Annotated in this window: 23 protein-coding genes, 1 tRNA gene and 1 other RNA gene; 12 read left to right on the top strand and 13 right to left on the bottom strand. The window is 64.8% G+C overall.

Annotated elements, in window-relative coordinates; genetic code table 11:
- The first annotated feature begins 26 nt into the window (after positions 1 to 26).
- Positions 27 to 1850, top strand: coding sequence for an ABCB family ABC transporter ATP-binding protein/permease (locus MJ602_RS05425; RefSeq protein ID WP_243019848.1), 1824 nt, complete (start codon positions 27 to 29; stop codon positions 1848 to 1850).
- A 105-nt stretch (positions 1851 to 1955) separates the two neighbouring features.
- On the opposite strand, the gene MJ602_RS05430 is transcribed toward MJ602_RS05425, so the two are convergent.
- Genes MJ602_RS05430 through MJ602_RS05440 form a run of 3 tightly spaced genes read right to left on the bottom strand, consistent with a single transcriptional unit; the run spans position 1956 to position 4891 of the window.
- A complete protein-coding gene (locus MJ602_RS05430) occupies positions 1956 to 2993 on the bottom strand; it encodes a DctP family TRAP transporter solute-binding subunit (protein WP_162017419.1) in 1038 nt (345 codons plus the stop codon).
- A 24-nt stretch (positions 2994 to 3017) separates the two neighbouring features.
- Positions 3018 to 4316: a TRAP transporter large permease gene (locus MJ602_RS05435; protein WP_243019850.1), complete on the bottom strand. Its 1299-nt coding sequence runs from the start codon at positions 4314 to 4316 to the stop codon at positions 3018 to 3020.
- Positions 4313 to 4891, bottom strand: coding sequence for a TRAP transporter small permease (locus MJ602_RS05440; protein WP_243019852.1), 579 nt, complete (start codon positions 4889 to 4891; stop codon positions 4313 to 4315). Before MJ602_RS05440 ends, MJ602_RS05435 begins: the two co-directional genes overlap by 4 nt.
- Before the next feature lie 207 nt (positions 4892 to 5098).
- Between MJ602_RS05440 and MJ602_RS05445 the strand changes: the two genes are divergently transcribed.
- The 9 genes from MJ602_RS05445 (at position 5099) to htpX (ending at position 12943) form a co-directional block, all read left to right on the top strand.
- Complete coding sequence (locus tag MJ602_RS05445; protein WP_243019854.1) at positions 5099 to 6037, top strand: LysR substrate-binding domain-containing protein; 939 nt, start codon at positions 5099 to 5101, stop codon at positions 6035 to 6037.
- Between the two features lie 170 nt (positions 6038 to 6207).
- A complete protein-coding gene (locus MJ602_RS05450; protein WP_162017415.1) occupies positions 6208 to 7092 on the top strand; it encodes an amino acid ABC transporter substrate-binding protein in 885 nt (294 codons plus the stop codon).
- A gap of 125 nt (positions 7093 to 7217) precedes the next feature.
- Entirely contained in the window at positions 7218 to 8117 is a 900-nt protein-coding gene (locus tag MJ602_RS05455; RefSeq protein WP_162017414.1) for an amino acid ABC transporter substrate-binding protein, read from the top strand.
- A 107-nt stretch (positions 8118 to 8224) separates the two neighbouring features.
- Positions 8225 to 8980: an amino acid ABC transporter permease gene (locus MJ602_RS05460; protein WP_162017413.1), complete on the top strand. Its 756-nt coding sequence runs from the start codon at positions 8225 to 8227 to the stop codon at positions 8978 to 8980.
- Position 8981: 1 nt separating this feature from the next.
- Positions 8982 to 9653 carry an amino acid ABC transporter permease gene (locus MJ602_RS05465; RefSeq protein WP_243019856.1) on the top strand — a complete coding sequence of 224 codons (672 nt, stop codon included), beginning with the start codon at positions 8982 to 8984 and terminating at the stop codon, positions 9651 to 9653.
- A gap of 26 nt (positions 9654 to 9679) precedes the next feature.
- Complete coding sequence (locus MJ602_RS05470) at positions 9680 to 10417, top strand: amino acid ABC transporter ATP-binding protein (protein ID WP_162017411.1); 738 nt, start codon at positions 9680 to 9682, stop codon at positions 10415 to 10417.
- Between the two features lie 116 nt (positions 10418 to 10533).
- Positions 10534 to 10725: a DUF7706 family protein gene (locus MJ602_RS05475; protein ID WP_243019857.1), complete on the top strand. Its 192-nt coding sequence runs from the start codon at positions 10534 to 10536 to the stop codon at positions 10723 to 10725.
- Between the two features lie 71 nt (positions 10726 to 10796).
- Positions 10797 to 11843: a dihydroorotase gene (pyrC, locus tag MJ602_RS05480; protein WP_243019859.1), complete on the top strand. Its 1047-nt coding sequence runs from the start codon at positions 10797 to 10799 to the stop codon at positions 11841 to 11843.
- Between the two features lie 218 nt (positions 11844 to 12061).
- Positions 12062 to 12943: a protease HtpX gene (htpX, locus tag MJ602_RS05485; protein WP_162017408.1), complete on the top strand. Its 882-nt coding sequence runs from the start codon at positions 12062 to 12064 to the stop codon at positions 12941 to 12943.
- A 213-nt stretch (positions 12944 to 13156) separates the two neighbouring features.
- On the opposite strand, the gene MJ602_RS05490 is transcribed toward htpX, so the two are convergent.
- The 7 genes from MJ602_RS05490 to MJ602_RS05520 form a co-directional block, all read right to left on the bottom strand.
- Positions 13157 to 14890 carry an NAD(P)/FAD-dependent oxidoreductase gene (locus tag MJ602_RS05490; protein ID WP_243019861.1) on the bottom strand — a complete coding sequence of 578 codons (1734 nt, stop codon included), beginning with the start codon at positions 14888 to 14890 and terminating at the stop codon, positions 13157 to 13159.
- Positions 14891 to 14992: 102 nt separating this feature from the next.
- A complete protein-coding gene (gene cysK, locus MJ602_RS05495; RefSeq protein ID WP_243019863.1) occupies positions 14993 to 15910 on the bottom strand; it encodes a cysteine synthase A in 918 nt (305 codons plus the stop codon).
- Positions 15911 to 16033: 123 nt separating this feature from the next.
- On the bottom strand, positions 16034 to 17089 hold the full coding sequence (gene rtcA, locus MJ602_RS05500) for an RNA 3'-terminal phosphate cyclase (RefSeq protein ID WP_243019865.1): 1056 nt from the start codon (positions 17087 to 17089) through the stop codon (positions 16034 to 16036).
- A 45-nt stretch (positions 17090 to 17134) separates the two neighbouring features.
- Complete coding sequence (locus tag MJ602_RS05505) at positions 17135 to 17878, bottom strand: abortive infection family protein (protein ID WP_243019867.1); 744 nt, start codon at positions 17876 to 17878, stop codon at positions 17135 to 17137.
- Positions 17879 to 17884: 6 nt separating this feature from the next.
- A complete protein-coding gene (locus MJ602_RS05510) occupies positions 17885 to 19105 on the bottom strand; it encodes an RtcB family protein (RefSeq protein WP_243019869.1) in 1221 nt (406 codons plus the stop codon).
- A gap of 63 nt (positions 19106 to 19168) precedes the next feature.
- On the bottom strand, positions 19169 to 20311 hold the full coding sequence (locus MJ602_RS05515) for a slipin family protein (protein ID WP_243019871.1): 1143 nt from the start codon (positions 20309 to 20311) through the stop codon (positions 19169 to 19171).
- Between the two features lie 285 nt (positions 20312 to 20596).
- Positions 20597 to 20669: transfer RNA gene (locus MJ602_RS05520), tRNA-OTHER, on the bottom strand.
- 343 nt (positions 20670 to 21012) lie between these two features.
- Here MJ602_RS05520 and rtcR point away from each other — a divergent pair.
- Positions 21013 to 22626 (top strand): RNA repair transcriptional activator RtcR, encoded by a 1614-nt coding sequence (gene rtcR, locus MJ602_RS05525; protein WP_243019873.1) that lies wholly within the window; start codon positions 21013 to 21015, stop codon positions 22624 to 22626.
- Positions 22627 to 22632: 6 nt separating this feature from the next.
- Here the strand turns inward: rtcR and MJ602_RS05530 are convergent, their stop codons facing one another.
- Together MJ602_RS05530 and MJ602_RS05535 are read right to left on the bottom strand one after the other, a co-directional pair.
- A complete protein-coding gene (locus MJ602_RS05530) occupies positions 22633 to 23253 on the bottom strand; it encodes a class I SAM-dependent methyltransferase (RefSeq protein WP_243019875.1) in 621 nt (206 codons plus the stop codon).
- Positions 23254 to 23486: 233 nt separating this feature from the next.
- Entirely contained in the window at positions 23487 to 24593 is a 1107-nt protein-coding gene (locus MJ602_RS05535) for a hypothetical protein (RefSeq protein ID WP_243019877.1), read from the bottom strand.
- A gap of 173 nt (positions 24594 to 24766) precedes the next feature.
- Between MJ602_RS05535 and rnpB the strand changes: the two genes are divergently transcribed.
- Positions 24767 to 25106, top strand: an RNA gene (gene rnpB / locus MJ602_RS05540) — RNase P RNA component class A.
- A 65-nt stretch (positions 25107 to 25171) separates the two neighbouring features.
- Here the strand turns inward: rnpB and MJ602_RS05545 are convergent.
- Complete coding sequence (locus tag MJ602_RS05545) at positions 25172 to 26359, bottom strand: M48 family metallopeptidase (RefSeq protein WP_243019879.1); 1188 nt, start codon at positions 26357 to 26359, stop codon at positions 25172 to 25174.
- Positions 26360 to 26482: the final 123 nt, after the last annotated feature.

The raw sequence follows: 26482 nt of genomic DNA on the forward strand, positions 1-26482 counted from the left end.
GTTGTCTGATCTTTGGATTGTCTCCCATGCGCCGCCACGGCGAATCTGCTCCCCCCCCTTCGCCCCTCGAACCCGCCCGCCCGCGCTCCGACTGGGCCACACTGGGCCGCCTGCTGCCCTACCTGTGGCAATACAAGGGCCGGGTGCTGGCCGCCATCGCCTTCATGGTCGGCGCCAAGCTGGCCAACGTGGGCGTGCCGCTGCTGCTCAAGCAACTGGTGGATGCCATGGATGTGCCTGCGGGGGCCGCCACGGCGCTGCTGGTGGTGCCCGTGGGCCTGCTGCTGGCCTACGGGATGCTGCGCCTGTCCACCTCGCTGTTCAATGAGCTGCGCGAACTGGTGTTTGCCAAGGCCACGCACGGCGCGGCGCGCAGCATTGCGCTGCAGACCTTTCAACACCTGCATGGGCTGAGCCTGCGTTTTCACCTGGAGCGCCAGACCGGCGGCATGACGCGCGATATCGAGCGCGGTGTGCGCGGCATCGAGTCGCTGGTGTCGTTTGCGCTGTTCAACATTCTGGCCACCCTGGTCGAGGTGCTGCTGGTGCTCACGGTGCTGGGCACGCGCTTCGATGTGGGGTTTGCCGTCATCACGCTCACGGCGTTGCTGTGCTACATCGCCTACACCGTGCTGGTGACCGAGTGGCGCACCCAGTTCCGGCGCGAGGCCAACGAGTTTGATTCGGCCGCGCACACCAAGGCGGTCGATTCGCTGCTCAACTACGAGACGGTCAAGTACTTCAACAACGAGCAGTTCGAGGCGCGGCGCTACGACGAGAGCCTGGAGCGCCTGCGGCGTGCGCGCCTCAAGAGCCAGAGCACGCTGTCCCTGCTCAACACCGGGCAACAGCTCATCATCGCCATCGGGCTGGTGGCCATGCTCTGGCGCGCCACGCAGGGCGTGGCCGAGGGGCGGCTGACGCTGGGCGATCTGGTCATGGTCAATGCCTTCATGATCCAGATCTACATCCCGCTCAACTTCCTGGGCGTGATCTACCGCGAGATCAAGCAGAGCCTGACCGACCTGGACAAGATGTTCACCCTCATGGACCGGGAGCGCGAAGTGGCCGACGCCCCAGGCGCCACCGCGCTGACAGGGCTGGCTGCGCCCACGGTGCGGTTCGAGGACGTGCACTTTGCCTATGAGCCCAGCCGCCCTATCCTCAATGGGGTGAGCTTCGAGATTCCGGCAGGCAAGACGGTGGCCGTGGTCGGGCCCTCGGGCGCTGGCAAGTCCACCCTCTCGCGCCTGCTGTTCCGCTTCTATGACGTGCAGGCCGGGCGCATCTGCATTGCCGGGCAGGACATCCGCAGCGTGACGCAGGAAAGCCTGCGCCGCGCCATCGGCATCGTGCCGCAGGACACGGTGCTGTTCAACGACACCGTGGCCTACAACATCGCCTACGGTCGCCCGGACGCCTCGCAGGATGAGGTGGAGCAGGCCGCACGCGCGGCGCACATCCATGGCTTCATCGCCGCCACGCCCAAGGGCTACGCCACCATGGTGGGCGAGCGCGGGCTCAAGCTCTCGGGCGGCGAGAAGCAGCGCGTGGCCATTGCGCGCACGCTGCTGAAGAACCCGCCCATCCTGATCTTCGACGAGGCCACCAGCGCGCTGGATTCGGCCAACGAGCGCGCCATCCAGGCCGAGCTGCGCCAGGTGGCGCAGGGCAAGACCGCGCTGGTGATCGCGCACCGCCTCTCCACCGTGGTGGATGCGCACGAAATTCTGGTCATGGACGCGGGCCGCATTGTCGAGCGCGGCACGCACGCCGCGCTGTTGGCGGCGGGCGGGCGCTATGCACGCATGTGGGCGCTGCAGCAGTCCGGCGAGGCGCTGGAGGTTTGAGGTGTTTTTGGCCTCTGGCGCCCGTAATATAAGCGCTAACAGCTATTAAAAATGTAGCAAAAAGCCCCGCTATGCGGGGCTTGGGGTTGACGCGGTGCGAGCCGTTCAGGGCTTGCGGGCGGCAATCGCCTTCTCGGCGGCATTCACCAGGTCGGCGCCGATCTGGCCCTTCCACTTGGCGTACACCGGGCGCGTGGCCTTGACGAACTCCTCGCGCTCGGCGGGGGTCAGCTGGGTCACGGTCACGCCGTTGGCGGCGATGTCCTTGAGCAGCGGCTTGTCGGCCTCGACCACGCCCTTGCGGGCCAGGGCGATCTGTTCCTTGCCGGCGTCGATGGCGGCTTGCTTCACGATCTCGCGGTCGGCGGGCGTCCAGCTGTTCCAGATGTCCTTGTTCACCACGAAGATCAGCGGATCGGCGATGTAGCCCCACAGCGTCAGGTACTTTTGCGACACAGTGTGCAGCTTGGCGGCGGTGAAGATGGACAGGGGGTTTTCCTGGCCGTCCACGGCGCCGCTGGCCATGGCGGGTTGGGCATCCGACCAGCTCATTTGCGTGGGGTTGGCGCCCAGCGCGGTGAAGGTGTCAAGGAACAGCGGCGAGCCCACCACGCGGATCTTCATGCCCTTGAGGTCGGCCGGGCTCTTGATCTCCTTCTTGGAGTTGGAGATCTCGCGGTAGCCGTTCTCGCCCCAGGCCAGGGGCACCACGCCGGCCTTGTCCAGCGTCTGGAACAGGCTCTTGCCCACCTCGCCCTGGGTCAGGGCGTCGATGGCGGCATAGTCGGGCATCAGGAAGGGCAGCGAGAACAGGTTGAGCTGCTTGACCTGGGGCGACCAGTTGATGGTCGAGCCCACGGCCATGTCGATCACGCCCTGGCGCAGTGCGGAGAACTCGCGCGTCTGGTCGCCCTGGATCAGCGACACGCCGGGGTAGAGCTTGATGTTGATGCGGCCCTGGGTGCGTTCGCGCACCTTGTTGGCCCACAGCTCGCCGCCCTTGCCCCAGGGAAAGGCCGGGCCGAGCACGAGCGACATCCGGTATTCGCTCTTGTAGGCGGTCTGCGCCAGGGCGGCGGGCGCGGTGAAGGCCAGGGCCGCGGCGGCGGCCACGGCGGTGGTGAGGAAGGTACGCAGTTTCATGCTTTCAGTCTCCTTGGGAAAAATTCAATAGCCCAGTTGGGCGGGCAGCCACAGCGCGAGCTGCGGGAAGGCGATCACGGCCACCATCACGAGGAACATGGCCAGCAGCATGGGGCCGACCCAGCGCACGGTGGACTCCATGCGCACGCCAGCGATGCGGCACGAGACCATGAGGTTCACGGCCAGCGGCGGCGTGAACTGGCCCAGCGCCACCTTGAGCGTGAGGATGACGCCGAACCACACCGGGTCCCACTGGTAGTGCTGCATGATGGGCAGCAAGAGCGGCACGAAGATCAGGAAGATGGAGATGCCATCAAGGAACATACCCACGGTGATGAGCAGCAGGATCAGCAGCGCCAGCACGCCGTACTCACCCAGGCCCGAGTTCACGATGGCCGTGGCCACCGGGTCAATCACGCCCAGCGTGGAGAGCGAATACGCGAAGATGCCCGCGAGCGAGACCACGATCAGGATCACCGCCGAGAGTTCGCCCGCTTCGCGCAGGATGGGGAACAGGTCGCGCACCGAGATCGTGCGGTGGATCACCATGCCCACGAACAGGCCGTAGAACACGGCCACCACGGCCGCTTCGGTGGGCGTGAACCAGCCCGCGCGCATGCCCCCGAGGATCAGTACCGGCGCGGCCAGGCCCCAGGAGGCTTCGCGCAGGCTCTTCCAGAACGGTGGGCGTGGCATATCGGCCTCCAGGGCGCCCATGCGGTGCCTGCGCGCCATCCAGACGGCCGGCACGATCAATGCCACGCCCGCCAGCACGCCGGGCACCATGCCGGCGGCGAACAGCGCGGGCACCGAGGCGCCGGGCACCAGCACCGAGTAGATGATGAAGGCGACTGAGGGCGGGATCAGGATGTCGGTGGCTGCCGCCGCGCCCACCACGCTGGCCGAGAAGCTGCCGGGGTAACCCGCGCGCGACATGGCGGCGATCATCACGCCGCCCACGGCGGCTGCGTTGGCCGGGCCCGAACCGGAGATGCCGCCGAGGAACATGGCCACGGCGATGGCCACCAGCGGCAGCATGCCGGGGCCGCGACCGACCATGGAGACGGCAAAGTTCACCAGGCGCAGCGCCACGCCCGAGCGGTCGAAGATCGAGCCCACGAGCACGAACATGGGAATGGCCAGCAACGGGTACTTGCCCAGGCCGGCGTAGAAGTTCTGCGGCACGGCCAGCAGGCCGAACCACTGCGTCTCGGCATTGGCCAGCGCGATGGCGGCCGCGCCCGCCAGGCCCAGGGCGGCACCGATGGGCACGCCCACGAACATCATGGCCAGGAAGGCCACGAACAGCAGGGTGGCGATCATGGCTGGCGCTCCTCTGGCCCGGCAGAGCCTGCGGTGTCCAGAAACTCCACGGGAGGCTTCTTGCCGCGCCGCCAGAACAGGCCGAGGGCGCGCCAGGTGATCAATGCCGAGAACACCGGAAGCCACGCCGAGTACCACCACTGGGGCACGCCGATGCCGGGAGAGGTTTCCTCGAAGCGGTAGTCGTCCCAGACCACGCGCACGCTCAGCACGGCGATGGTGCCGAACAGCAGCGCCACCATCAGCGCGCCAAAGCGCGCCAGGGCACGGCGGCGCGCGAACGAGCCGCCCTCGGCGAACCATTCGATGCGGATGTGCATGTCGCGCGCCACGGCGGCCGAACCGGCCACCAGGGCCAGCACGATCATCAGGAACACAGAGATTTCTTCCGTCCAGGCGAACGAGGAACTGGTGAAGTAGCGTACCAGCACGTTGGCGAAGGTGATCAGGGCCAGCAGCGCCATCACGATCACGGTGAGCCAGTCTTCGATGCGCAGCGAGCGGGGCTCGTCGGGGGAGGGGGTGTCCGCTGCCGGCGCAGCGGGATCGGGCCCGGGGGAGGGTGTGGTGGACATGGTGTCGGAAAGTCAGGGAGAGCGCGGAAAAGCGGCGCTGCCGTGACCGACCATGTTTCGGTGGTGCAGGAAGCGCTGGGTGCGCGTGGTGAGCGCTGCAGATGCTGCGTGGCCATTATGCGGCGACTTGCAGCGCGATGCTCCGCATCCCGGAGCATGCGCGCTTGCACCTATGGCTGTGGCATAGCGCAGGCAGATAATCCACCCATGGAAACCAAATGGCTTGAGGATTTTGTGAGCTTGGCCGAGACGCGCAGTTTCAGCCGATCGGCGCAACTGCGGCATGTCACGCAACCGGCTTTCTCGCGCCGCATCCAGGCGCTGGAGGCCTGGGCGGGGACCGATCTGGTGGACCGCAGCTCCTACCCCACCCGGCTGACGGGGGCCGGCAAGACGCTGTACGACCAGTCGCTGGAAATCCTGCAGGCGCTGCAGAACACCCGCGCCATGCTGCGCGCACACAGCACGTCAAGCCAGGACATGATCGAGTTCGCCGTGCCGCACACGTTGGCGTTCACCTTCTTCCCGGCCTGGGTGTCGAGCCTGCGCACGAAGTTCGGGCCGTTCAAGAGCCGGCTCATTGCCCTGAACGTGCACGATGCGCTGATGCGCCTGGTCGAAGGCAGTTGCGATCTGCTCATCACCTACCACCATGATTCTCAGCCCTTCCAACTGGACGCCGATCGCTACGAGATGGTCAGCTTGGGGCAGGAGGTGCTGGCGCCTTACAGTCGTCCCGATGCGGACGGCAAGCCCTTGCATTGCTTGCCCGGAAAGCCGGGCCAGCCCTTGCCCTACCTGGGCTATGCGCCAGGGGCGTACCTGGGGCGTGTGACGGAGTTGATCCTCAAGCAGTCGGGCACGCCCATCCATCTGGACCGGGTGTACGAGACCGACATGGCCGAAGGCCTCAAGGCCATGGCGCTGGAGGGGCAGGGCGTGGCCTTCTTGCCCTACAGCGCGGTCAAAAAGGAATTGAAGGCGCGCCGTCTGGTCAGCGCTGTACCGCCGGGTGCGACAGAACTGCAGATGGTGATGGATGTACGCGCCTACCGAGAGAAACCCTCGGGCAAGGAAACCGCCAAGGGCACTGCCCAGGCTCTGTGGGAGTATTTGCAGGTGCAGGCGGGTGCGGGGCTTGTATAAATATTTTTCATAGTTGTGCGCGGATTCAGCATTGGCAATGCGTGAATGCGGGACTTACCATCCGCGCCTTGGGTTTTTTTCGGGGACCGGAGCAGGCTGTGCTGCTCTGTGTCTGAGCGCATCCGCAGTGCCTTGGCGCTGCACCATTCACCATCCGACGGGGAGTCAGCATGACCACCATCAGGACCTTTGCCGCTTGTCTTGCGCTGCTGTGCAGCGCCGCTGCGGTGCCTGCGCAAACGGTGCTGGAGCGTGTCGCTGGAGGCGGCAAGCTGGTGGTGGCGCACCGTGAATCCTCGGTGCCGTTTTCTTACATGGTGGATGGCAAACCGGTCGGTTACGCCGTGGACCTGTGCCTGCGCATTGCCGACGCGGTGCGCAAGAAAACAGGCATGAAGGACATGCCGGTGGAGTTCCTCATGGTCACGCCGGCCAACCGCATCACCATGGTGGAAGAGGGCAAGGCCGACCTGGAATGCGGCTCCACCACCAACAATGCCGAGCGGCGCCAGAAGGTCGGTTTCACCATTCCCCACTTCATCACCGGGGCGCGCCTCCTGGTGAAGGCGTCCAGCCCGGTGGACCGCATTGAAGACCTGACGGGTAGAAAACTGGTGTCCACCAAGGGCACCACGCCGCTCAAGGCGGTAGAGCAGGCCAACCGCGAGCGCCTGATGGGCCTGACCATCGTGGAGGCGCCGGACCACGCCAGAGCGCTTGAAATGGTAGAAAAAGGCGAGGCCGATGCGTTTCTGATGGACGATGTGCTGCTGTTCGGTTTGGCCGCCAACCGGCCTGATCCCAAGGCGCTGAAGGTGGTGGGGCGCTTCCTGACCACCGAGCCCCTGGCCATCATGCTGCCCAAGAACGATGTCGCGTTCAAGAAGGTGGTGGACGAGGAGATGCGTCGCCTGATCACCAGCCGTGACATCTATGACATCTACGACAAGTGGTTTCTGCGCCCCATCCCGCCCAAGGGCACGGCTCTGAACATGCCCGTCAGCTACCTGCTGCGCGACTTCTGGAAGTACCCGACCGACCATGTTCCTTTCTGAATCCGGGCGCCGCGCTTAGCGCGTTGCCGGTTACGATGGTGTGGCGTTTGCGCAGGCTTGGCGGGCCTGGGCAGATAATCGCACCGACCCATCCGTTTTTTTCGTTGACCCACAAGGAGACAATCATGAAGAAACCCCTGCTTGCTGCTGCCATCACCCTGCTGGCCGCTGGCACTGCCATGGCGCAAGCCAACGACACACTGGCCAAGATCAAAGGCGCTGGCAGCATCACCCTGGGCGTGCGCGAGTCCTCGGGCCTGTCCTACACCCTGGGTGGTGGCAAGTACGTCGGCTTCCACACCGAAATGGCCGAAGTCATCATTGCCGACCTGCAAAAGCAGCTCGGCCTGGCCAAGCTGGAGATCAAGTACCAGCCCGTGACCTCGCAGAACCGTATTCCGCTGGTGACCAACGGTACGGTGGATCTGGAGTGTGGCTCCACCACCAACAACGCGGCGCGCCAGAAGGACGTGGCCTTTGCCGTCACCACCTACGTGGAAGAAGTGCGCATGGCCGTCAAGGCCAATTCGGGCATCACTTCGGTCAAGGACCTGAACGGCAAGACCGTGGCCACCACCACGGGCACCACCTCGGTGCAGACCCTGCGCAAGCACGAGCGTGCCGGTGGCGTGGACTTCAAGGAAGTCTATGGCAAGGACCATGCAGACAGCTTCCTGATGCTGGAAACCGGTCGTGCCGACGCCTTCGTGATGGACGGTTCCATCCTGGCCGCCAACATCTCCAAGGCCAAGACCCCCGCCGACTTCAAGATTGTGGGTGAAGTGCTGAACGTCGAGCCCATCGCCTGCATGCTGCGCAAGGACGACCCCGCCTTCAAGAAGGCTGTGGACGACTCCATCAAGCGCCAGATCAAGGACGGTTCGCTCGCCAAGCTGTATGACAAGTGGTTCATGCAGCCCGTGCCTCCCACCAACCTGGCCATTGGCCTGCCCCTGTCCGCAGCCACCAAGGACGCTTGGGCCAACCCCAACGACAAGCCCATGGAAGACTACGCCAAGAAGTAATCCTGGGTAGGAGCCGCCCCTTCGGACCACCGGTTTGAAGGGGCTTTTTTGTTGGGCGCATGCGGGCCGAGATGCCTGCAGCGTCATATTGAATAAGGAATCATCCTATGAGCTGGGATTGGCAGGTGTTCTGCGAGGACACGCTGACAAGGGAGGCGATTCAAGGCTGCTTTGGCAAGGGCGGCGACATCACCTACCTGGACTGGATGCTGTCAGCATGGGGTTGGACGGTGTCGGTATCGGTGCTGGCCTTGGCTTTGGCCTTGGTGGTGGGTTCGCTGGTGGGCACTTTGCGTACCCTGCAGGACAGACCCATGGTCGTTCGCCTGGGGAACGCGTGGGTGGAGCTGTTTCGCAACATCCCGCTGCTGGTGCAGATTTTCTTGTGGTACCACGTGGTACCCACGCTGTTCCCGGTGATGCGGGGTGTGTCCGGTTTTGTTCTTGTGGTGCTGGCGCTGGGTTTCTTCACCTCGGCGCGTATCGCCGAGCAGGTGCGTTCGGGCATTCAGGCATTGCCGCGTGGCCAGCGCTATGCGGGCATGGCCATGGGTTTCACCACCTTTCAGACCTACCGCTATGTGCTCTTGCCCATGGCGTTTCGCATCATCATTCCGCCGCTGACCAGCGAGACGATGAACATCTTCAAGAACTCTTCGGTGGCCTTCGCCGTGTCGGTGGCGGAACTCACCATGTTCGCCATGCAGGCGCAGGAAGAGACCTCGCGCGGCATCGAGGTGTACCTGGCCGTCACGGGTCTGTACATCGTTTCGGCCTTTGCCATCAACCGCGTCATGGCCTTTGTCGAGAAGCGCTCGCGCGTGCCCGGCCTGATCGTGGCTGGCGGATCGGGAGGCCACTGACATGAACCTCGCTCTGGACTTTTCCTTCTACAACTGGGACCTGATCAGCAACTTCGTGCTCAAGGGCCTGTACTTCAGCGTGATGCTCACCGTGGTGGCGACCATCGGCGGCATTCTGTTCGGTACGGTGCTGGCACTCATGCGTCTGTCCGGCAAGAAATGGCTGGTCGTTCCGGCCACCATCTACGTCAACGGCATGCGCAGCATTCCGCTGGTGATGGTGATCCTGTGGTTCTTCCTGCTCGTGCCCGCCATCATCGGCAAGCCCATCGGGGCCGAGGTCTCGGCCGTGGTGACTTTCATTGCCTTCGAGGCGGCCTACTTCAGCGAGATCATGCGTGCGGGCATCCAGTCCATCCCGCGTGGTCAGGTGTTCGCGGGCCAGGCACTGGGCATGACCTATGGCCAGAACATGAAGCTCGTGATCCTGCCACAGGCTTTCCGCAACATGCTGCCGGTGCTGCTCACGCAGACCATCATCCTGTTCCAGGACACCTCGCTGGTCTATGCCATCGGCGCCTACGACATGCTCAAGGGCTTCGAGGTGGCTGGCAAGAACTTCGGGCGCCCCATCGAAGCCTATCTGGCGGCGGCGGTGCTCTACTTCATCATTTGCTACGCCCTGTCCTGGACGGTCAAGCGACTGCACCAAAAGATCGCCATCATTCGCTGATGGCCACCGCGTGAGGAATTTCAACAATGATCGAACTCAAGAACGTTTCCAAGTGGTACGGCTCCTTCCAGGTGCTCAACGACTGTTCCACCCGCATCAGCAAGGGCGAGGTGGTGGTGGTGTGCGGCCCGTCGGGCTCGGGCAAGTCCACGCTCATCAAGACCATCAACGCGCTCGAACCCATCCAGAAGGGCGAGATCTGGGTGGACGGCACGGCCATCCATGACCCCAAGACCGACCTGCCCAAGCTGCGCTCGCGCGTGGGCATGGTGTTCCAGCACTTCGAGCTGTTTCCCCACCTGTCGGTGACGGACAACCTCACCATCGCGCAGATCAAGGTGCTGGGCCGCAGTGCCGACGACGCCAAGAAGCGCGGCCTCAAGATGCTGGAGCGCGTGGGCCTGATCGCCCACAAGGACAAGTTCCCCGGTCAGCTCTCGGGTGGTCAGCAGCAGCGCGTGGCGATTGCCCGTGCACTGAGCATGGACCCCATCGTCATGCTGTTCGACGAGCCCACCTCCGCGCTCGACCCCGAGATGGTGGGCGAAGTGCTGGACGTGATGGTGGGCCTGGCCAACGAGGGCATGACCATGATGTGCGTGACGCACGAAATGGGCTTTGCCAAGCGCGTGAGCAACCGCGTGATCTTCATGGACGTAGGCGGCAAGATTCTGGAGGACTGCTCCAAGGAGGAGTTCTTCGGCAACCCCGACGCGCGCCAGCCGCGCACCAAGGATTTTCTCAACAAGATCCTTCAGCACTGAGCACCTGGCACCATGCTTCGGCGGCACCTTCGGGTGCCGCTGTGTTTTGGGCCAGTAAGATGTGCAGGGCCGGAATCTCCCGGCATAGGCCTCCGGGCCAGAACTAGAACTTGAATATGTCGCAACCCGTGGTCATCACCGCCGAACTCACGCCCGAAAATGCCCAGGCGCTGGCGCAGTTCGTCAAGCGCATCAGCCATGAGGCCATCCGGGCATGCTCCCGCGACGATGCGGAAACCTTCCTCGTGCGCGACGCGCTCGATTCGCTGCGCGAAGCCCTGGATCTGGCCGGGTTCGACCCCGAATAGGCCCGACCCGAGCGACGCATGGCGGCCCCGCCAGATGCCGTGGCGGGGGCAGTGATGGGACAATGGCAGACATGACCGCTGCCCCAAACACCCTCACGATCACCCGCCCCGACGACTGGCATCTGCATGTGCGCGACGGTGCGCCGCTGCACACCGTGGTGCCGCACACCGCCGCTCAGTTCGGCCGCGCCATCATCATGCCCAACCTGCGCCCGCCCGTGACCACGGCGCAGCAGGCGCTGGAGTACAAGCAGCGCATCCTGGCGGCCGTGCCGCAGGGCGTGGCGTTCGAACCGCTGATGACGCTCTACCTTACCGACAACCTGCCGCCCGATGAGATTGCGCGCGCCAAGGACGCGGGCGTCGTCGCTGCCAAACTGTATCCCGCAGGCGCCACCACCAACAGCGATGCGGGCGTGACCGACCTGCGCAAGACCTACAAGACGCTCGAAGCCATGCAGAAGGCCGGCCTGCTGTTGCTGGTGCACGGCGAAGTGACCAGCCCCGACATCGACCTGTTCGACCGCGAGGCCGTGTTCATCGAGCAGCAGCTCATCCCGCTGCGCCGCGACTTCCCCGAGCTGAAGATCGTCTTCGAGCACATCACCACCAAGGAAGCCGCGCAGTACGTGCAGGAGGCGGACCGCTTCACCGCGGCCACGCTCACCGCGCACCACCTGCTGTACAACCGCAATGCCATCTTCACCGGCGGCATCCGTCCGCACTACTACTGCCTGCCGGTGCTCAAGCGCGAAACCCACCGCCAGGCGCTGGTGCAGGCCGCTACCAGCGGCAGCCCCAAGTTCTTCCTGGGCACCGACAGCGCGCCGCACCCTGCGCACCTCAAGGAGCACGCCAGCGGCTGCGCGGGTTGCTACACGGCCCATGCGGCCATGGAGATGTACGCCGAGGCCTTCGACAACGCTGGGGCGCTCGACAAGCTGGAAGGTTTCGCCAGCTTCCACGGCCCGGACTTCTACGGCCTGCCGCGCAACCAGGGCACCATCACCCTGCGCCGCGAAAGCTGGACGCCCCCCGAGCATTTCGCCTTCGGCGAGGCCGAACTCAAGCCGTTGCGTGCCGGAGAGGCGCTGCCCTGGAAATGTGTTCAGGTTTAAACGAAATCACGCTGCGGTGCCCTATTTATAAGCGCAAGTAGCTATAAAAATTATAGCAAACTGAAATCCTCAGGCCTGCCTGGGCGAACCTTTCCTTTTATGATGGGTCTCTAGTAAGCCGCGCTCCGGGCTTTGTCCGGCGCGGCTTGAAGGATTGCCGGGCCACCCCCATGTGATCCATCCAGTTCCGACAACCGACCACTTTTTTGTGGAGCACCATGAAACGCATCATCCTGTTCCTGCTGACCAACATCGCCGTGGTGGCCGTGCTTGGCATCGTGGCCAGCCTGCTCGGCGTGAACCGCTATCTCACCGCCAACGGGCTGAACCTTGGCGCGCTGCTGGGTTTCGCCTTCATCATGGGTTTTGGCGGCGCCATCATCTCGCTGCTCATGAGCAAGCCCATGGCCAAGTGGAGCGCCGGGGTGCAGATCATTGACGGCACGCGCTCTGCCGATGAGGCCTGGATCGTCGAGACCGTGCGCAAGTTTGCCGACAAGGCAGGCATCGGCATGCCCGAGGTCGGCATCTTCGAGGGCGACCCCAACGCCTTTGCCACCGGTGCGTTCAAGAACTCGGCCCTGGTGGCGGTGTCCACCGGCCTGCTGCAGAACATGACGCACGAGGAAGTCGAGGCCGTCATCGGCCACGAGGTAGCGCACATCGCCAACGGCGACATGGTCACCATGACGCTGATCCAGGGTGTGATGAACACCTTCGTGGTGTTCCTCTCGCGCGTGATTGGCTATGCCGTGGACAGCTTTCTGCGCAAGAACGACGAGAACAGCTCCGGCCCCGGCATCGGCTACATGGTCACGACCATCGTGCTGGACATCGTGCTTGGTTTCCTGGCAGCCATCATCGTGGCCTGGTTCTCGCGCCAGCGCGAATTCCGTGCCGACGCCGGTGCCGCCCAGCTCATGGGCCGCCGCCAGCCCATGATCAATGCCCTGGCCCGCCTGGGCGGCGTGCACACGCAAGAGCTTCCCAAGAGCATGGCCGCCATGGGCATTGCCGGGGGCATTGGCAAACTGTTCAGCACCCACCCGCCCATCGAAGAGCGCATTGCGGCCTTGCAGAACATGCAGAACCAGGGTTGATGGCGGCCCGGCCGCTCCGATACCCCAACAAGCGCCAGGTGGCTTCGGCCCCTGGCGCTTTTGCTTGGCGCTTCGCACCTCCTGCAGCGAATGCTACTGGCGCGGCCCAGGCCAGCGGCCACCGCGCAAGGGCCGCCAGTGCTCCGAGTCCAGGCGCTGGTGGCGCCCCCCTTCCCGGCGATAGCCGAGAGAAGGGGGAAGGTGCGCAGCGCCTCAGGGGGTTGTCAGAATGCTCCGCGCGACCGCTTCACCCACCTTGATGCCGTCCACCCCCGCCGAGAGGATGCCCCCCGCATAGCTCGCGCCTTCACCCGCCGGGTACAGGCCGGCGGTGTTGAGGCTCTGGAAGTCCTCGCCCCGACCGATCTTGAGCGGTGACGAGGTGCGCGTCTCCACGCCGGTGAGCACGGCGTCGTGCATGTCGAAGCCCTTGATCTTGCGGCCGAAGGCTGGCAGGGCCTCGCGCAGCGCCTCGGTGGCGTAGCCGGGCAGGGCTTCGCGCAGGTCGCAGGGCGTCACGCCGGGCTTGTATGAGGGCTCCACGCTGCCCAGTGCCTTGGAGGGGCGGCCCGCGATAAAGTCGCCCACGAGCTGGCCCGGCGCGTTGTAGTAGCCGCCGCCAAGCACGTAGGCGTTCGATTCCAGTTGACGCTGCAGCACGATGCCCGCCAGCGGGTGGTACTGGCCATCCTGGAGTGCCTCCACGCCATGGGTGGCGCCAAGCGCGGCCTCGAAGGCCGCGGGATCGGTGGGGTAGTCCTGCGGATCAATGCCCACCACCATGCCCGCGTTGGCGTTGCGCTCGTTGCGCGAATACTGGCTCATGCCGTTGGTCACCACGCGGCCGGGTTCGCTGGTGGCGGCCACCACGGTGCCGCCGGGGCACATGCAGAAGCTGTAGGCCGTGCGGCCATTGCTGGCGTGGTGCACCAGCTTGTAGTCGGCCGCGCCCAGCAGCGGGTGGCCCGCGTGGCGGCCCCAGCGCGCGCGGTCGATCACGCCCTGCGGGTGCTCGATGCGAAAGCCCACCGAGAACGGCTTGGCCTGCATGTGCACGCCGCGCTCGTGCAGCATGGCAAAGGTGTCGCGCGCGCTGTGGCCCAGCGCCATCACCACATGGCGCGCCTCCAGCTCGTGGGTCTGGCCCGTGGCCAGATCGAGTACGCGCAGGCCGCGCAGCTGGCGTTGGCCGGTGCCGTCCTGCTCGATCAGCACATCGGTCACGCGTTGCTGGAAGCGCACCTCGCCACCCAGCGCGATGATCTGCTCGCGCAGCGTCTCGACCACCTTCACGAGCTTGAAGGTGCCGATGTGCGGGTGCGCCACGTACAGGATCTCGGGCGGTGCTCCGGCCTGCACGAACTCCTCCATCACCTTGCGGCCCAGGTGGCGCGGGTCCTTGATCTGGCTGTAGAGCTTGCCGTCCGAGAACGTGCCCGCGCCGCCTTCGCCGAACTGCACGTTGCTCTCGGGGTTCAGTTCGCGCTTGCGCCACAGGCCCCAGGTGTCCTTGGTGCGCTCGCGCACCGTCTTGCCGCGCTCCAGCACGATGGGCCGCAGGCCCATCTGCGCCAGCACCAGCGCCGCGAAGATGCCGCAGGGCCCGAAACCCACCACCACCGGGCGCTCGCGCAGCCCGGCCGGTGCCTGGCCCACCGGGCGCCAGGCCATGTCGGGGGTGGGCTGGATGTGGGGGTGGTCTGCGTGCCGGGCCAGCAGCACAGCTTCCTGGGCAGGCTCGGTGAGGGTGATATCGACGATATAGACCGCCAGCAGATCCACCTTGCGCGCGTCGAAGCTGCGCTTGAAGACGTGGACGTGGGCGATGCCGGCGGGTGCGATGCCCAGCGCCTGAGCGGCAGCGGCGCGCAGCGCAGCCTCGGGGTGGGTTTCGGGATCGGTGGGCAGCGCGCCCAGCGGCAGCCGGATTTCAGAGAGACGGATCATGGTCTTGCGGGCCCGTGGTGATCGGGCAAGGGCAATGCGGAGACGCGAATTTTACCGACCGGAGGAATTTTGGGAGCGCGGACGCCCGCGCTCCGGGCCTGTTCAGGTCGGCAGGAAGCCTTCCACCGAGAGGTAGCGCTCACCCGTGTCGTAGTTGAAACCCAGCACCCGGGCACCTGCCGGCAGCTCGGGCAGTTTGGCGGCGATGGCGGCCAGCGTGGCGCCGCTGGAGATGCCCACCAGCATGCCTTCTTCGCGTGCGCTGCGGCGGGCGAATTCGCGTGCCGCTTCGGCATCGACCTGGATCACGCCATCAAGCAGGCCGGTGTCCAGGTTCTTGGGGATGAAGCCCGCGCCAATGCCCTGGATGGGGTGGGGCGCGGGCTGGCCGCCCGAGATCACGGGCGAGAGCGTGGGCTCGACGGCGAACACCTTGAGCTGCGGGAACCGGGCCTTCAGCACGCGCGCCGTGCCCGTGAGGTGGCCGCCCGTGCCCACGCCGGTGATGAGCGCGTCCAGCCCGTCGGGGAAGTCGGCCAGGATCTCCTGCGCCGTGGCGCGCACGTGCACGTCGATGTTGGCCGGGTTCTCGAACTGCTGCGGAATCCAGGCGCCGGGTGTTTGGGCCTTGAGTTCCTCGGCCCGGGCGATGGCGCCCTTCATGCCCTTCTCGCGCGGCGTGAGGTCGAAGCTGGCGCCGTAGGCCAGCATCAGGCGGCGGCGCTCGATGCTCATGCTGTCGGGCATCACGAGGATGAGCTTGTAGCCCTTGACGGCCGCCACCATGGCCAGGCCCACGCCAGTGTTGCCGCTGGTGGGCTCGATGATGGTGCCGCCGGGCTGCAGCGCGCCCGATTTCTCGGCGTCTTCAATCATGGCCAGCGCGATGCGGTCCTTGATCGAGCCACCGGGGTTGCCGCGCTCGGACTTGACCCACACATTGGCCCCCGCGCCAAACAGGCGGTTGATGCGGATGTGCGGCGTGTTGCCAATGGTTTGCAGAACGTTTTCAACTTTCATGGCGTCTCCAGTGAAATGCGACAAGGGGTGTGGCCTGCATTTTGAACCAGGTGTTCTACCGCCATGGCGATATGGATATGCCTGTGCGTCAGGAGTGCAGGCCGATGCCAGGGCGTGGCAAGGCTACGCTGGGGCAATCTCTACCCGCATCGCCCGTTCCACGGGGATGATCCGCACCTGCAGGGGCAAACCCAGTGCAATGGTCTGCGCATTGGTGGCTGTGTGCAGCGTGACCTCGGTGCAGGTGTAGCTGGCGGCCCGGCCACTGCGCCACACGGCCAGCGCAAGGGGCAGCATCCATTGGTCGGCCAGGTGCGGGCCCAACGCGCCGTGGCTGCGTTGGTAGGTACGGATTTCATTCGCCAGGCGCTTGGCCACTTGCTCGGCCGACAGGCTGCGTTCGCCCAGCTGGCAAAAGACTTCGGTGACATGGGCATGCTCCAGCGTTGCCAGCAGCGCGTTGCCTGGACCTTCGTTCTGGCGCGTGGGGGGCTGGCGCAGCTGGCCTGCCTCAAACGTCCAGCCCATGCGCTGGCCCAGCGTCTCCAGTTCACGCGGCGCGATACTGCGTGCCAGGCCGGGCGCCAGCGCTTCGCCCCAGGCGTCGAGCAGCGGTCCGCGCTCCTGCACATCCACCGGAGCCAGCGCCTGCGGGTCGGGCGCGATGTGCGCCACCAGCTCGCCACCGCCCGCAGGAAAGAAGCCACGGCGTTTGAGATCCAGCTCCAGCCCCACGCCCAGCCGCCGCACCAACGGGGCAAAGGCGCGCTCCAGAAAATCAAACGGCGGCGCCATCGGGTTGTGCGTGCCGCCCATCAATTCGACCTTGCTGGGGGCTTCGGCCAGCATCAGCGCGGGCAACACGGTTTGCAGCACCAGCAGGCAACTGCCTGCGGTGGCGATCTGAAAACGGTAGTCGCCCGATCGAACTTCGCCGGGCGTGAACAGCAGTGTTTGCGAGTTCAGCTCCGCCCCCTCAGCCCGCCCACCGCACACGGCCACGGCCGCCTGCACGCAGGCCAGGTGCTGGCGCATGAGGCCCGGCTTGGGCCGCCCGGCGCGAATGCGCGTGATGTGCAGCGGCCGACCGGTGACCATGGACAGGGCGAGGCCCGTGCGCAGAATCTGGCCGCCGCCTTCGCCGGTGGAGCCGTCGAGGTTTAGTGAGTGCACCTTCATTCAATATTTTTTGTTCTCATCAAGGCTGGTTTGACACCGATCACGTTAGGTCGGTACATCCTTGCGAGCCTCATGCGTAGCAAGTAAGTAGATGGCTAACGCGCCTGAGAGATTGACTGCCAGTTCTGCATGCCTCGCAGCGGGTCGAACGCCTACCTTCCCCTTTCCATGGGCATCGCCCAAGCGATTTCGAAGCGCTGCTAGGCCCTCAACGACTGCCGTGCAACCTCCCAATATTTGTTTGAAAACTTGTTCGGTGTGTTGGGACGGAGCTATTCGCAACTCCTCTGCTGTGAGTCGATACAGCTTGTTCATGTCGGGGTTGTCGTCATGTGCAACGTTGCAGTCATCAAGAATTTGCTTGCACACCGACTCAAGAAGTGTCCGAGCTACAGTAATTGCACCCTCTGGATCTGCTGCCCTCCGATCAAGGGCTTTTGACCATACGGCTTGGGCGTACGCCGAGTTCATTTTTTTCACGGCCCCAGAGACCAATGAATCAGCGGGATGGTTCTGGTCAGATTCAATCAAGTCCAAAAGGGGGCGAAACTCACTCCATATGTACTCTCTTCGCTCGGCATACGTGGCGTACTTGCTTTTTATAAATTGCCAAAACTGAGGCAGGCTTCGGCAGGTTCTCACGAAGCCTGGAGCCAGGGAGTCAAATCGCTTCTCCGACAAAACGACCTGTCGTAGCCTCACATAGTCGGCGTCGTTTTCGTCGTTGCCGGTTGCTCGTGCAACCATCAGGTTCTGGAGCGTTTCTACCTGCTCTTTGTAGACGTTCATGTTTGGTCACCCCTTCACACACACCACCTGCTTGAGCGTGTACACCACCTCCACCAGGTCTTCCTGCGCAGCCATCACCGCGTCGATGTCCTTGTACGCCATCGGGATCTCATCGATCACGTCGGCGTCCTTTCGGCATTCCACGCCTTCGGTCGCCTTGATCTGGTCTTCCACGGTGAACAGTTTCTTGGCCTTGGTGCGGCTCATGGTTCGCCCTGCGCCGTGACTGCAGCTGTTGAAGCTCTCGGGGTTGCCTTTTCCGCGCACGATGAAGCTCTTGGCCCCCATGCTCCCCGGGATGATCCCCAGCTTGCCTTGCTCGGCACTCACCGCGCCCTTGCGGGTCACGAACACGTCCTGCCCGAAGTGCGTTTCGCGCTGCACGTAGTTGTGGTGGCAGTTCACGGCTTCCACGTGGGTCTCGAACGGCTTGGTGATGACCTGGCGCAGCGCGGCAATCACGCGGCCCATCATCACTTCGCGGTTGGCGGCGGCGAACTTTTGCGCCCACCCCACGGCCTTCACGTAGTCGCCGAAGTACTGCGCGCCTTCTTCAAAGTACGCCAGGTCCTTGTCCGGCAGGTTGCGCTGGTGCAGCTCAGCGTCCTTCTTGGCCAGTTCGATGAAGTGGGTGCCGATGGCGTTCCCCACCCCGCGTGAGCCGCAGTGCAGCATCACCCACACGGACTGCTGTTCGTCCAGGCAGATCTCGATGAAGTGGTTCCCCGTTCCCAGCGTTCCCAGGTGCTTGTAGTTGTTCGTGTTCTTGATGCGCGGGTGCGCTTCGCAAATCTCGTCGAACTCATCCACCAGCGCGGCCCAGGCGCGGTCGGTTTCTGCAGGCGGCGTATCCCAGCTTCCCTTGTCACGGCCGAAGCGCTTGGGGGTCATTCCCACGGGCACGGCGCGCTCGATGGCGGCGCGCACGCCGGACAGGTTGTCAGGCAGGTCGCTGGCCGTGAGCGTGGTCTTGCACGCCATCATTCCGCACCCCAGGTCCACGCCCACTGCGGCGGGGATGATGGCCTTGAGCGTGGGCACCACCGAGCCGATGGTGGCGCCAATCCCCAAGTGCACATCGGGCATCACCGCCACATGCTTGAAGACGATGGGCAGGCGGGCAATGTTGCGCAGCTGGTTCTTGGCGTCTTCCTCCACAGGCACGCCGTTGGTCCACATCTTCACGGGGACGCCGTTCGGGACTTCGTACTGTTCGTAGTTGTTCATGGTGTTCTTTCGTCTTGCTTGTTCTTATCTTGTCTGCATGATCCTGGCACTGTGCCATGGGCTTCAGTGCATCTTCACCAGGCCATTCAGCACCTGGTCCAGGCCACCAAACACCGAGATCTTGTCGATGCGCTCGGCCACGCGCTCCAGCGTCTCCAGCTCCTTCATGCGCAGGGCGACGGGGTTGTCCTCCATCACCTTGGCGGTGTTGAGCAGCGAGCGCGTGGCGGCGGTTTCCTCGCGGCGGCGGATCACGTTGGCCTCGGCCTGCTTCTGGGCTTGCACCACCTGGGTCAGGATGGTTTTCATCTCGCCGGGCAGGACGATGTCCTTCACGCCCACGCTTTCCAGCTGCATGCCGTAGGGCTGCAGCTTGGCGCCCATGTGTGCGGTCACCACCTCGTCGATCACCGTCTTGTTCTCCAGCAGTTCGTCGAGCGTGCGGGTGCCCACGGCGGCGCGCAGCGCAAACTGCAGCTCGCGGTACAGGTGATCGGCAGGCTTTTGCAACTGGGCAAAGGCGCGCAGCACATCGGCATAGCGGTAGGTGGCGCACAGGTTCAGGCGCAGGCCCACCTTGTCGCGGGTCATGATGTCCTGGCCCGATACCTCCACGGCTTGCAGGCGCAGGTCCACCAGCTCCACGGCGATGGTGCGGCCGTACTTCCAGAACGCGTAGGTGCCAGCGGTCAGCAGGCGCTCCACCTTGCCGTCCACCGTGAGCAGCGCGCACTGGCCTTCGGGCACCTGCACCTGCAGCACGCCGGCCAATCCGGTCACACTGCGCTGGCGCAGCTGGGTTTGCGTCAATCGCGCCACCAGCGCGGCGGGCAGATCGGCGCCAGCTTGCAGGTCCACCACCTGCACGCTCACATCGACCAGGCCTTTCCAATACAGGCGGCGGGTGCCGGGGGGCAGGATCTCGACCAGCACGCCGTTTTCACTGCGCAGGCCCACTTCGGTTTCCGAAAGTTTCACCTGCACAAACTCGGCTGCCACCACGGCAGGCTCCTGCGCCATCAGGTATTCGGCCAGGCCGTGGGTGAAGGCGGGTTGTTCGAGGGCGAAGGTCTCCACACGCAGCTCGTCGGTGCCCGCAAAGAGCCAGTAGGTACCGCTGTGCAGCACGCGATCAAAGCTGCCGTTACGCAGCAGCAGGGCGCGTTCGGTTTTCTTCACGACGGCTCGTTGAAACATCTTCAGCATCTCTTTTCCTCTCTCTCTTCTTTGTTGTCGTATCGGGTTGCCGTTACAGCGATGGCGGGGTGCCAGGGGGCACAGCCAGGGCCCTGCAGTGCGCCTTGTCTGCTGCCCCGCAGGCGGGGCGGCAGCGTGGCTGGCTGCGGGCGCGGGCTGTGCCGGGTGCTGGCACAAACCGCCACCGGCTGACGGGGCGGGGTCTTGCGGCGGCGTCCAGATAAACGCAACCCTGGGGCCGCTCCCCGCGTTCGGCGGGTGGTCTTTCGACCGGTACTTCCAATCAAGGTCTTGCGACCGTGGGCAGGAATCGAACCTGCGACAACCGCCTTTCGGCGGGGCTCTACCAGACTGAGCTACCAGTGGTGACACGCCGGGAGTCGCACCAGGCACGTCCTTTCGGAGTGGCTACTGCAGCCGTGCCGTCATCCAGTGTTTGCGGTGTGCGGCATGCAGGGCATCGACAGGGCCCGAAGGTCCCGGATTTCCGGCACCGGCGGGGCGGACTTCTGTCCCAACCCCGGCCTGTGAGCGGTCACCGCTTGCGCTGGATGCCTTGTCTATTGCCAGATGCGTGCCAGGTGGGTGGCTAGGGTGTCGCTGGTTTGTAACTTGTTGATTTGAATGGATAAAAAATCCTGAAAGGGATTCTTTTGATTTATGTGATGTGGGAGTACTAGAATTAAAACTAAATAAATAGATTGATATCTATGCGTAAAAGCAAGGTGGTGATCGGCTTTCTGGGCACGCAGCTTGACTCCGGCCGGGGCGCGGGGCGGTGGGAGAAGTGGCGCCCCACCGTGTCGCTGGTGCAGCACGAAGACGTGGTGATTGATCGGCTGGAGTTGCTCTACACCCTTGCGCACCAAGACCTGGCCCAGCTCGTGCAGGCCGACATGGCTCTTGCCTCGCCCGAGACCACGGTGAACCTGGTGCCCATGCCCATTGCCGACCCGTGGGACTTTGGCGAGGTGTATGCGCAGCTGTTTGACTGGGTGCAGACCTACCGCTTCGACACCGAGCGCGAGGAGTACTGGACGCACATCACCACGGGTACGCACGTAGCGCAGATCTGCCTGTTCTTGCTGGTGGAGTCGCGCCGTATTCCGGGCGTGCTGGCGCAGACTTCGCCCCCGAAGCGCCAGCAGGCGGGCAACCCCGGCAGCATTGCGCTGATCGACTTGGATCTCTCGCGCTACGACGTGATTGCCCAGCGCTTTGGCGCAGAGCAGCGCGATGCGGTGCAGTTCTTGAAAAGCGGCATTGCCACGCGCAATGCGCGCTTCAACGGACTGATCGACGAGGTGGAGCGCGTGGCCGTGCGCTCGCGTGCGCCCATCCTGTTCACCGGGCCCACGGGCGCCGGAAAGTCGCATCTGGCGCGGCGCATGTTTGAGCTGAAGAAAGCCCGCCACCAGGTGGCAGGCGAGTTCGTCGAAGTGAACTGTGCCACGCTGCGCGGTGACGGAGCGGCATCCACCCTGTTTGGCCACAAGAAGGGCGCCTTCACGGGTGCGGCGGCTGACCGGCCCGGCCTGCTGCGTGCGGCGCACCAGGGTGTGCTGTTCCTCGACGAAATAGGCGAGCTGGGTCTGGACGAGCAGGCCATGCTGCTCAAGGCCGTGGAAGAAAAGCGCTTCTACCCCATGGGCAGCGACTGTGAGGTGGAGAGCGACTTTCAGCTGGTGGCGGGTACTAACCGCGACCTGCGCACCGAGGTGGCGGCCGGGCGCTTCCGCGAAGACCTGTTTGCGCGCATCAACCTGTGGAGCTATGTGCTGCCCGGCCTGGCGCAGCGGCCCGAGGACATCGAGCCCAATGTGGACTACCTGCTTATGCGCGTGGCCGCCGAGCTGGGCGGCGCGGTGCGGTTCACCAAAGAGGCCAAGGCCGCGTACCTGCGCTTTGCCACGGGCCCCGAAGCCCTGTGGAGCGGTAACTTTCGCGACCTGGCCGCCAGTGTGACCCGGCTGGCCACGCTGGCAGAAGCGGGCCGCATTGGCGAATCGCTGGTGCAGGCCGAAGTGGCACGGCTGCGCTGGCTATGGCAACCGCAGGGCGCGGGGGCTGCCACCGCACCCGATGGCGAAGCGGCGCTGCCGGCCTTGGTGGGCGCTGCTGTGTGGGATGCCATGGACCTGTTTGACCGCCTGCAACTGCAGGCCGTGGCCGGGGTGTGCCGGCGTGCGCGCAGCCTGTCGGATGCCGGGCGGGTGCTGTTCCAGGCCTCGCGCACGCAGCGTTCCGTGGTCAATGATGCCGACCGCCTGCGCAAGTACCTGGCGCGGTTTGGGCTGACGTGGGAGCAAGTGGCGGGCGCGTGAGCTGCTTCAGGGCTTGCGCGCCGTCATCAAGAACAAGGGGTACTCCCGCCCATTGCGGTGCTGCATGCGCAGGATTTCGGTGAACGCTACGTCCCGCAGGCCTGCGTGCTCGGCTTGTGCCTGCAGGGCCTGAGGGCCAAAGCCGAAGTGGTGCACGCCCTTGGCTTCGTTGTCGCCGTGAAAGCTGCCGTCTTCTTGGTACAGATCGACCAGGGCCACGCGCCCGCCGGGGTGCAGGGCGCTGGCAAAGGCCTGCATCAGTGCGGTGGTGTCGGCCACGTGGTGCAGGGCCATGCAGCTGACGATGGCGTGGTAGCGCCCCGGCAGGCCGGCAAAGATGTCGCCCTGGTGCGGTGTGATGTTGGCAAAGCCCTTGTCGGCCAGCACCTGCAGCATGGCGCCAGACATGTCCAGCGCCGTGACCTGCGCCACCCGCGGCGCAATCTGTGTGGCGAGCAGGCCGGTGCCCGCGCCAAAGTCCAGCACATGGTCGGTGGGCGCCAGGGGCAGGTGTGCCAGCAGGCGCGGCGGCACGGCGGCCAGTTGTTGGGACATGGGGCGCTGGTCCCAGTCGCGGGCGGCGGTGTCGAAGTGGGAGGCCGTGGTGGTGGAGGCAGAGGTGTTCATTCGTCAAGTGTCTGGGATGCGACCAATGGGGTTGCCGCATCAACCCAGCAAAGAGGCCGGTCAATTGCTCGTCCGCCTCGCCTGGGTATTTCAGCTCAGAGAACTTGGCCGTCATAGTAGGGTTGTTGCGGGTGAGCTTCTTCAGCGTCACGTCCTGGGTCTTGTCGTTGGCCCGATGATGTCGTGCTGGTTCTTTCGCCTGGATACGGTACCTTGTTGGAAGGATTGCTGTTTCAAGTGCGGCTGAAATATGAGGCGAGCTCCCGTTCGCTCACTCCGTCAAGGTCATCGAATTCCTTGAGCTTTCCCACAGGAATGGAAACCACACGGATGCCATCAGGTTGCCCTGCTTCTGCACGAATGAGAGAGCCGGTGGATGATCCTTCTTGCCACACCAGTGCGAACAGCGGCTCCCCATGCTTTGCGTAGTCAATACGCACCTTGCCGCGAAATAGTGCGGCTGCGCCATTGGGGCCACGAATGGCGGATTCGAGGGTGCTGTGGTTGGCTGCTTTTCGCCACTTGGTTATCGTATGCACCGCACGGTAATAAACCTTCTCGCCGGCGGCCGAGCTTCGTGCTGGGGTGCTGTCGGCAGCAGGCGCTGCCGACGTTGCGTGCAAGGGCTTGGCTGTACTGTCGATGCTGCTTGCCAGCGCGGCCGCAGGCGGGGCACACAGCGAAGCGGCAGGTGATTTTGTGGGCGTGAATGGCATGACCTTGCCCAGCAACTCGGGAAATCCTGGGTAGCTCTGCGCGTTCAGCCCAGGTTTGCCCGGGGTGCCGGGTGCAATCAGGCAGCCTTTGGGTGCGGCGTAGCTGTCCACCCGGCGCACGGGTGCCTCGCTCCAGTTGATGTTGAAGGCAGCCAGTCTGGGGAAAAAATACAGGCTGCTGTAGGGCAGGTGATCGTGTATCCACCAAGCCATTGCCGTCCAGTGACCACCACGTTCAACATAGTCCACCAGCCAAGGCATCACGATGCAGGCCGTGGCGCCATAGTGCCCCTCGACCGTGGGGTAGTCCCAAATGTGGCTGCCGTAGTTTTTCTCGTTGCTTGCGCAATTGAGCTTGTGTTGGTTGCCAAAAGCATTGACTTCGGGCGAGCGGTACCCGGAGCGCACGTGGATACGACCAAACGTGGCTTGCAGTGGCTCCAGCAGGTGGTTGCACAACTGCTGTCCGGCCCAGACGGCGCGCTCCGGGTTTTCCGGAACGTTGCGCATGCCATGCCAGGTGGCGATTTCACTCTGCAGGAATTCGCGCATGAAGAAATTGGGCGATAGGCGTGTGCGGCCGAACTCTTCGAGTTGGGCGTAGCTTGTGATAGATGATGTCATTGCTCAATATTGCCTTCTGGATGTTGCTGTGAAGGTAGAGGTGTTCGGGTGCTGTAACCATGGAGGTTCGATAGCCAGAGTGCACAGAGGACGGCCTGTGCCCCCGCTGCCTCGGCCCAACGCACATGGCAAAACCTGCTGTGGGCATCGCGTTCAAGGATAATCACGCCCGTGAAGCGCGCCAGACCGCCGCTGGTGCAATCTGGGAAACCAGGCACTGGAGGAACGTCCGGACTGCACAGGACAGCGTAGCAGCTAACGGCTGCCCACCGTGAGGTGAGGATCAGAGCAACAGAGACGAGTCCCGGGGGAGTGCCGCAAGGCAGACCACTGGGGGTGAAACGGGCAATCTCTACGCGCAGCAATACCAAGTAGGCCAGCGTTGATGTGGTTCCGCAGAGCTGGCGGGTAGGTAGCATCGAGCCGGGTGGGCGACCCCCGGCCCAGAGTAATGGCGGTCACGCTGCGGGCAACCGCAGTGCACAGAATCCGGCTTATCGGCGCGCTTCACACTTTTTTAGCCAAAAATGGCTCCAACGCTTATGGGGCAAGCGCTGGCAGCTCTCATTTTTGATGTGTCACGGCGCTGAGCAATGGGGCGACTGCCCCTGCTGCAGCGCGTGGGCGCGCTCCACCGTGTCGGGGTGGCTGCTCAGCAGCGACCAGATCGGGTGCGCGGCTTCGGCCTTGCCCTGCTTTTGGGGCGCGGTCTGGCTCGCGCCGGACTTCTGGCTGCCTTCAGCGTCGTCCTCGTCGTGCGCGATGGCCAGCAGCAGCGTGCCCATGGGCGCCGTGGGCAGGGCGGCGTGGCGCATCAGGTCGATGGCAAAGCAGTCGGCCTCGCGCTCGTGGTTGCGCCGGTAGTGCAGCCCGGTGAGCAGCGCGCCGCCCGTGGAGAGCACGCCCGACACATCGCCCAGTGCCAGCCCCAGGCCCATTTGCAGCACGCCTTGCTCCACGACCATGCGCGTGGTGTGGCGGTGCACCACATGGCCGATCTCGTGCGCCAGCACGCCCACCAGCGCGTCGTCGTCCAGGCCCTGCTTGGCGGCCGCCTGCACCAGGCCATCGGTCATCACCACCTGCCCGCCGGGCAGGGCAAAGGCGTTGGCGCCCAGGCCGGAGCGGAATTCCAGCTGCAGCCGCGGTGCGTAGCCGGGGTAGCGCTGCAGCGCGGGCGGGATCTGCCCGGCCAGCGCATCAAAACGTGCACGCAGCTGCGCCTGGCGCTCGGGAGGCAGCTTGCTCGGCTTGAGCAGGCCATCGTCCATCTGCTGCAGGCCTTGGTCGGCCAGCGCGGCTTCCCAGCCCACGGGCACCCAGCGCGTGAGCTGTGTGGCCATCCACGGTGTGCCATAGCGGTAGAACAGGGTCAGGCCGATGGCAGCGGCCAGCAGCACGGCCAGCAGCACGCTCCAGCGCGTCTGCATGCGCTGGGCCAGGCCGGGGCGCGCGCCCGCTGCGGCCAGGGCCGCGTGCCAGGCAGACACGGCGTCGATTTCCAGGCTGCCGTGATCGCGCAGGTCCACCACCACGCGTGCCTGGGGGCGGCGCGCATTCCAGGCCTCGGGCCAGCCCACGTCCTGGTGGGCAAACACCACCGGCGCCGCGCCCGGTGCCGACAGCGGATGCAGGTGCAGCGACGGCCCCCGGGCCGTGGCCCGCAAGCCCACCAGCACCGGCCGCGCCTGGCTGCTGCGTCCGTCAAACCAGCGCCCCGGGAGCAGGTGTCGAGGCGCGCTGGTGTATTGGTGAGAGCTGTTCACTTGCTTGCCTCCTCAGCGATGTGCATCACCCTCACCGCTGGAAGCGGGCGTGCCCCATCCCAGGGCTCCCGCGCAAGGGCCGCCCCGCAGCGCTGGGAGCGTCCCCCTGCCCGATTCGCGCAG

The sequence above is a fragment of the Simplicispira sedimenti genome (genome assembly GCF_022760965.1).
GTDB lineage: Bacteria > Pseudomonadota > Gammaproteobacteria > Burkholderiales > Burkholderiaceae_C > Simplicispira > Simplicispira sedimenti.

Coding starts and splice junctions, on each gene's coding strand:
- MJ602_RS05425 (WP_243019848.1), top strand. CDS start 27: ATGCGCCGCCACGGCGAATCTGCTCCCCCCCCTTCGCCCCTCGAACCC.
- MJ602_RS05430 (WP_162017419.1), bottom strand. CDS start 2,993: ATGAAACTGCGTACCTTCCTCACCACCGCCGTGGCCGCCGCCGCGGCC.
- MJ602_RS05435 (WP_243019850.1), bottom strand. CDS start 4,316: ATGATCGCCACCCTGCTGTTCGTGGCCTTCCTGGCCATGATGTTCGTG.
- MJ602_RS05440 (WP_243019852.1), bottom strand. CDS start 4,891: ATGTCCACCACACCCTCCCCCGGGCCCGATCCCGCTGCGCCGGCAGCG.
- MJ602_RS05445 (WP_243019854.1), top strand. CDS start 5,099: ATGGAAACCAAATGGCTTGAGGATTTTGTGAGCTTGGCCGAGACGCGC.
- MJ602_RS05450 (WP_162017415.1), top strand. CDS start 6,208: ATGACCACCATCAGGACCTTTGCCGCTTGTCTTGCGCTGCTGTGCAGC.
- MJ602_RS05455 (WP_162017414.1), top strand. CDS start 7,218: ATGAAGAAACCCCTGCTTGCTGCTGCCATCACCCTGCTGGCCGCTGGC.
- MJ602_RS05460 (WP_162017413.1), top strand. CDS start 8,225: ATGAGCTGGGATTGGCAGGTGTTCTGCGAGGACACGCTGACAAGGGAG.
- MJ602_RS05465 (WP_243019856.1), top strand. CDS start 8,982: ATGAACCTCGCTCTGGACTTTTCCTTCTACAACTGGGACCTGATCAGC.
- MJ602_RS05470 (WP_162017411.1), top strand. CDS start 9,680: ATGATCGAACTCAAGAACGTTTCCAAGTGGTACGGCTCCTTCCAGGTG.
- MJ602_RS05475 (WP_243019857.1), top strand. CDS start 10,534: ATGTCGCAACCCGTGGTCATCACCGCCGAACTCACGCCCGAAAATGCC.
- pyrC (WP_243019859.1), top strand. CDS start 10,797: ATGACCGCTGCCCCAAACACCCTCACGATCACCCGCCCCGACGACTGG.
- htpX (WP_162017408.1), top strand. CDS start 12,062: ATGAAACGCATCATCCTGTTCCTGCTGACCAACATCGCCGTGGTGGCC.
- MJ602_RS05490 (WP_243019861.1), bottom strand. CDS start 14,890: ATGATCCGTCTCTCTGAAATCCGGCTGCCGCTGGGCGCGCTGCCCACC.
- cysK (WP_243019863.1), bottom strand. CDS start 15,910: ATGAAAGTTGAAAACGTTCTGCAAACCATTGGCAACACGCCGCACATC.
- rtcA (WP_243019865.1), bottom strand. CDS start 17,089: ATGAAGGTGCACTCACTAAACCTCGACGGCTCCACCGGCGAAGGCGGC.
- MJ602_RS05505 (WP_243019867.1), bottom strand. CDS start 17,878: ATGAACGTCTACAAAGAGCAGGTAGAAACGCTCCAGAACCTGATGGTT.
- MJ602_RS05510 (WP_243019869.1), bottom strand. CDS start 19,105: ATGAACAACTACGAACAGTACGAAGTCCCGAACGGCGTCCCCGTGAAG.
- MJ602_RS05515 (WP_243019871.1), bottom strand. CDS start 20,311: ATGCTGAAGATGTTTCAACGAGCCGTCGTGAAGAAAACCGAACGCGCC.
- rtcR (WP_243019873.1), top strand. CDS start 21,013: ATGCGTAAAAGCAAGGTGGTGATCGGCTTTCTGGGCACGCAGCTTGAC.
- MJ602_RS05530 (WP_243019875.1), bottom strand. CDS start 23,253: ATGAACACCTCTGCCTCCACCACCACGGCCTCCCACTTCGACACCGCC.
- MJ602_RS05535 (WP_243019877.1), bottom strand. CDS start 24,593: ATGACATCATCTATCACAAGCTACGCCCAACTCGAAGAGTTCGGCCGC.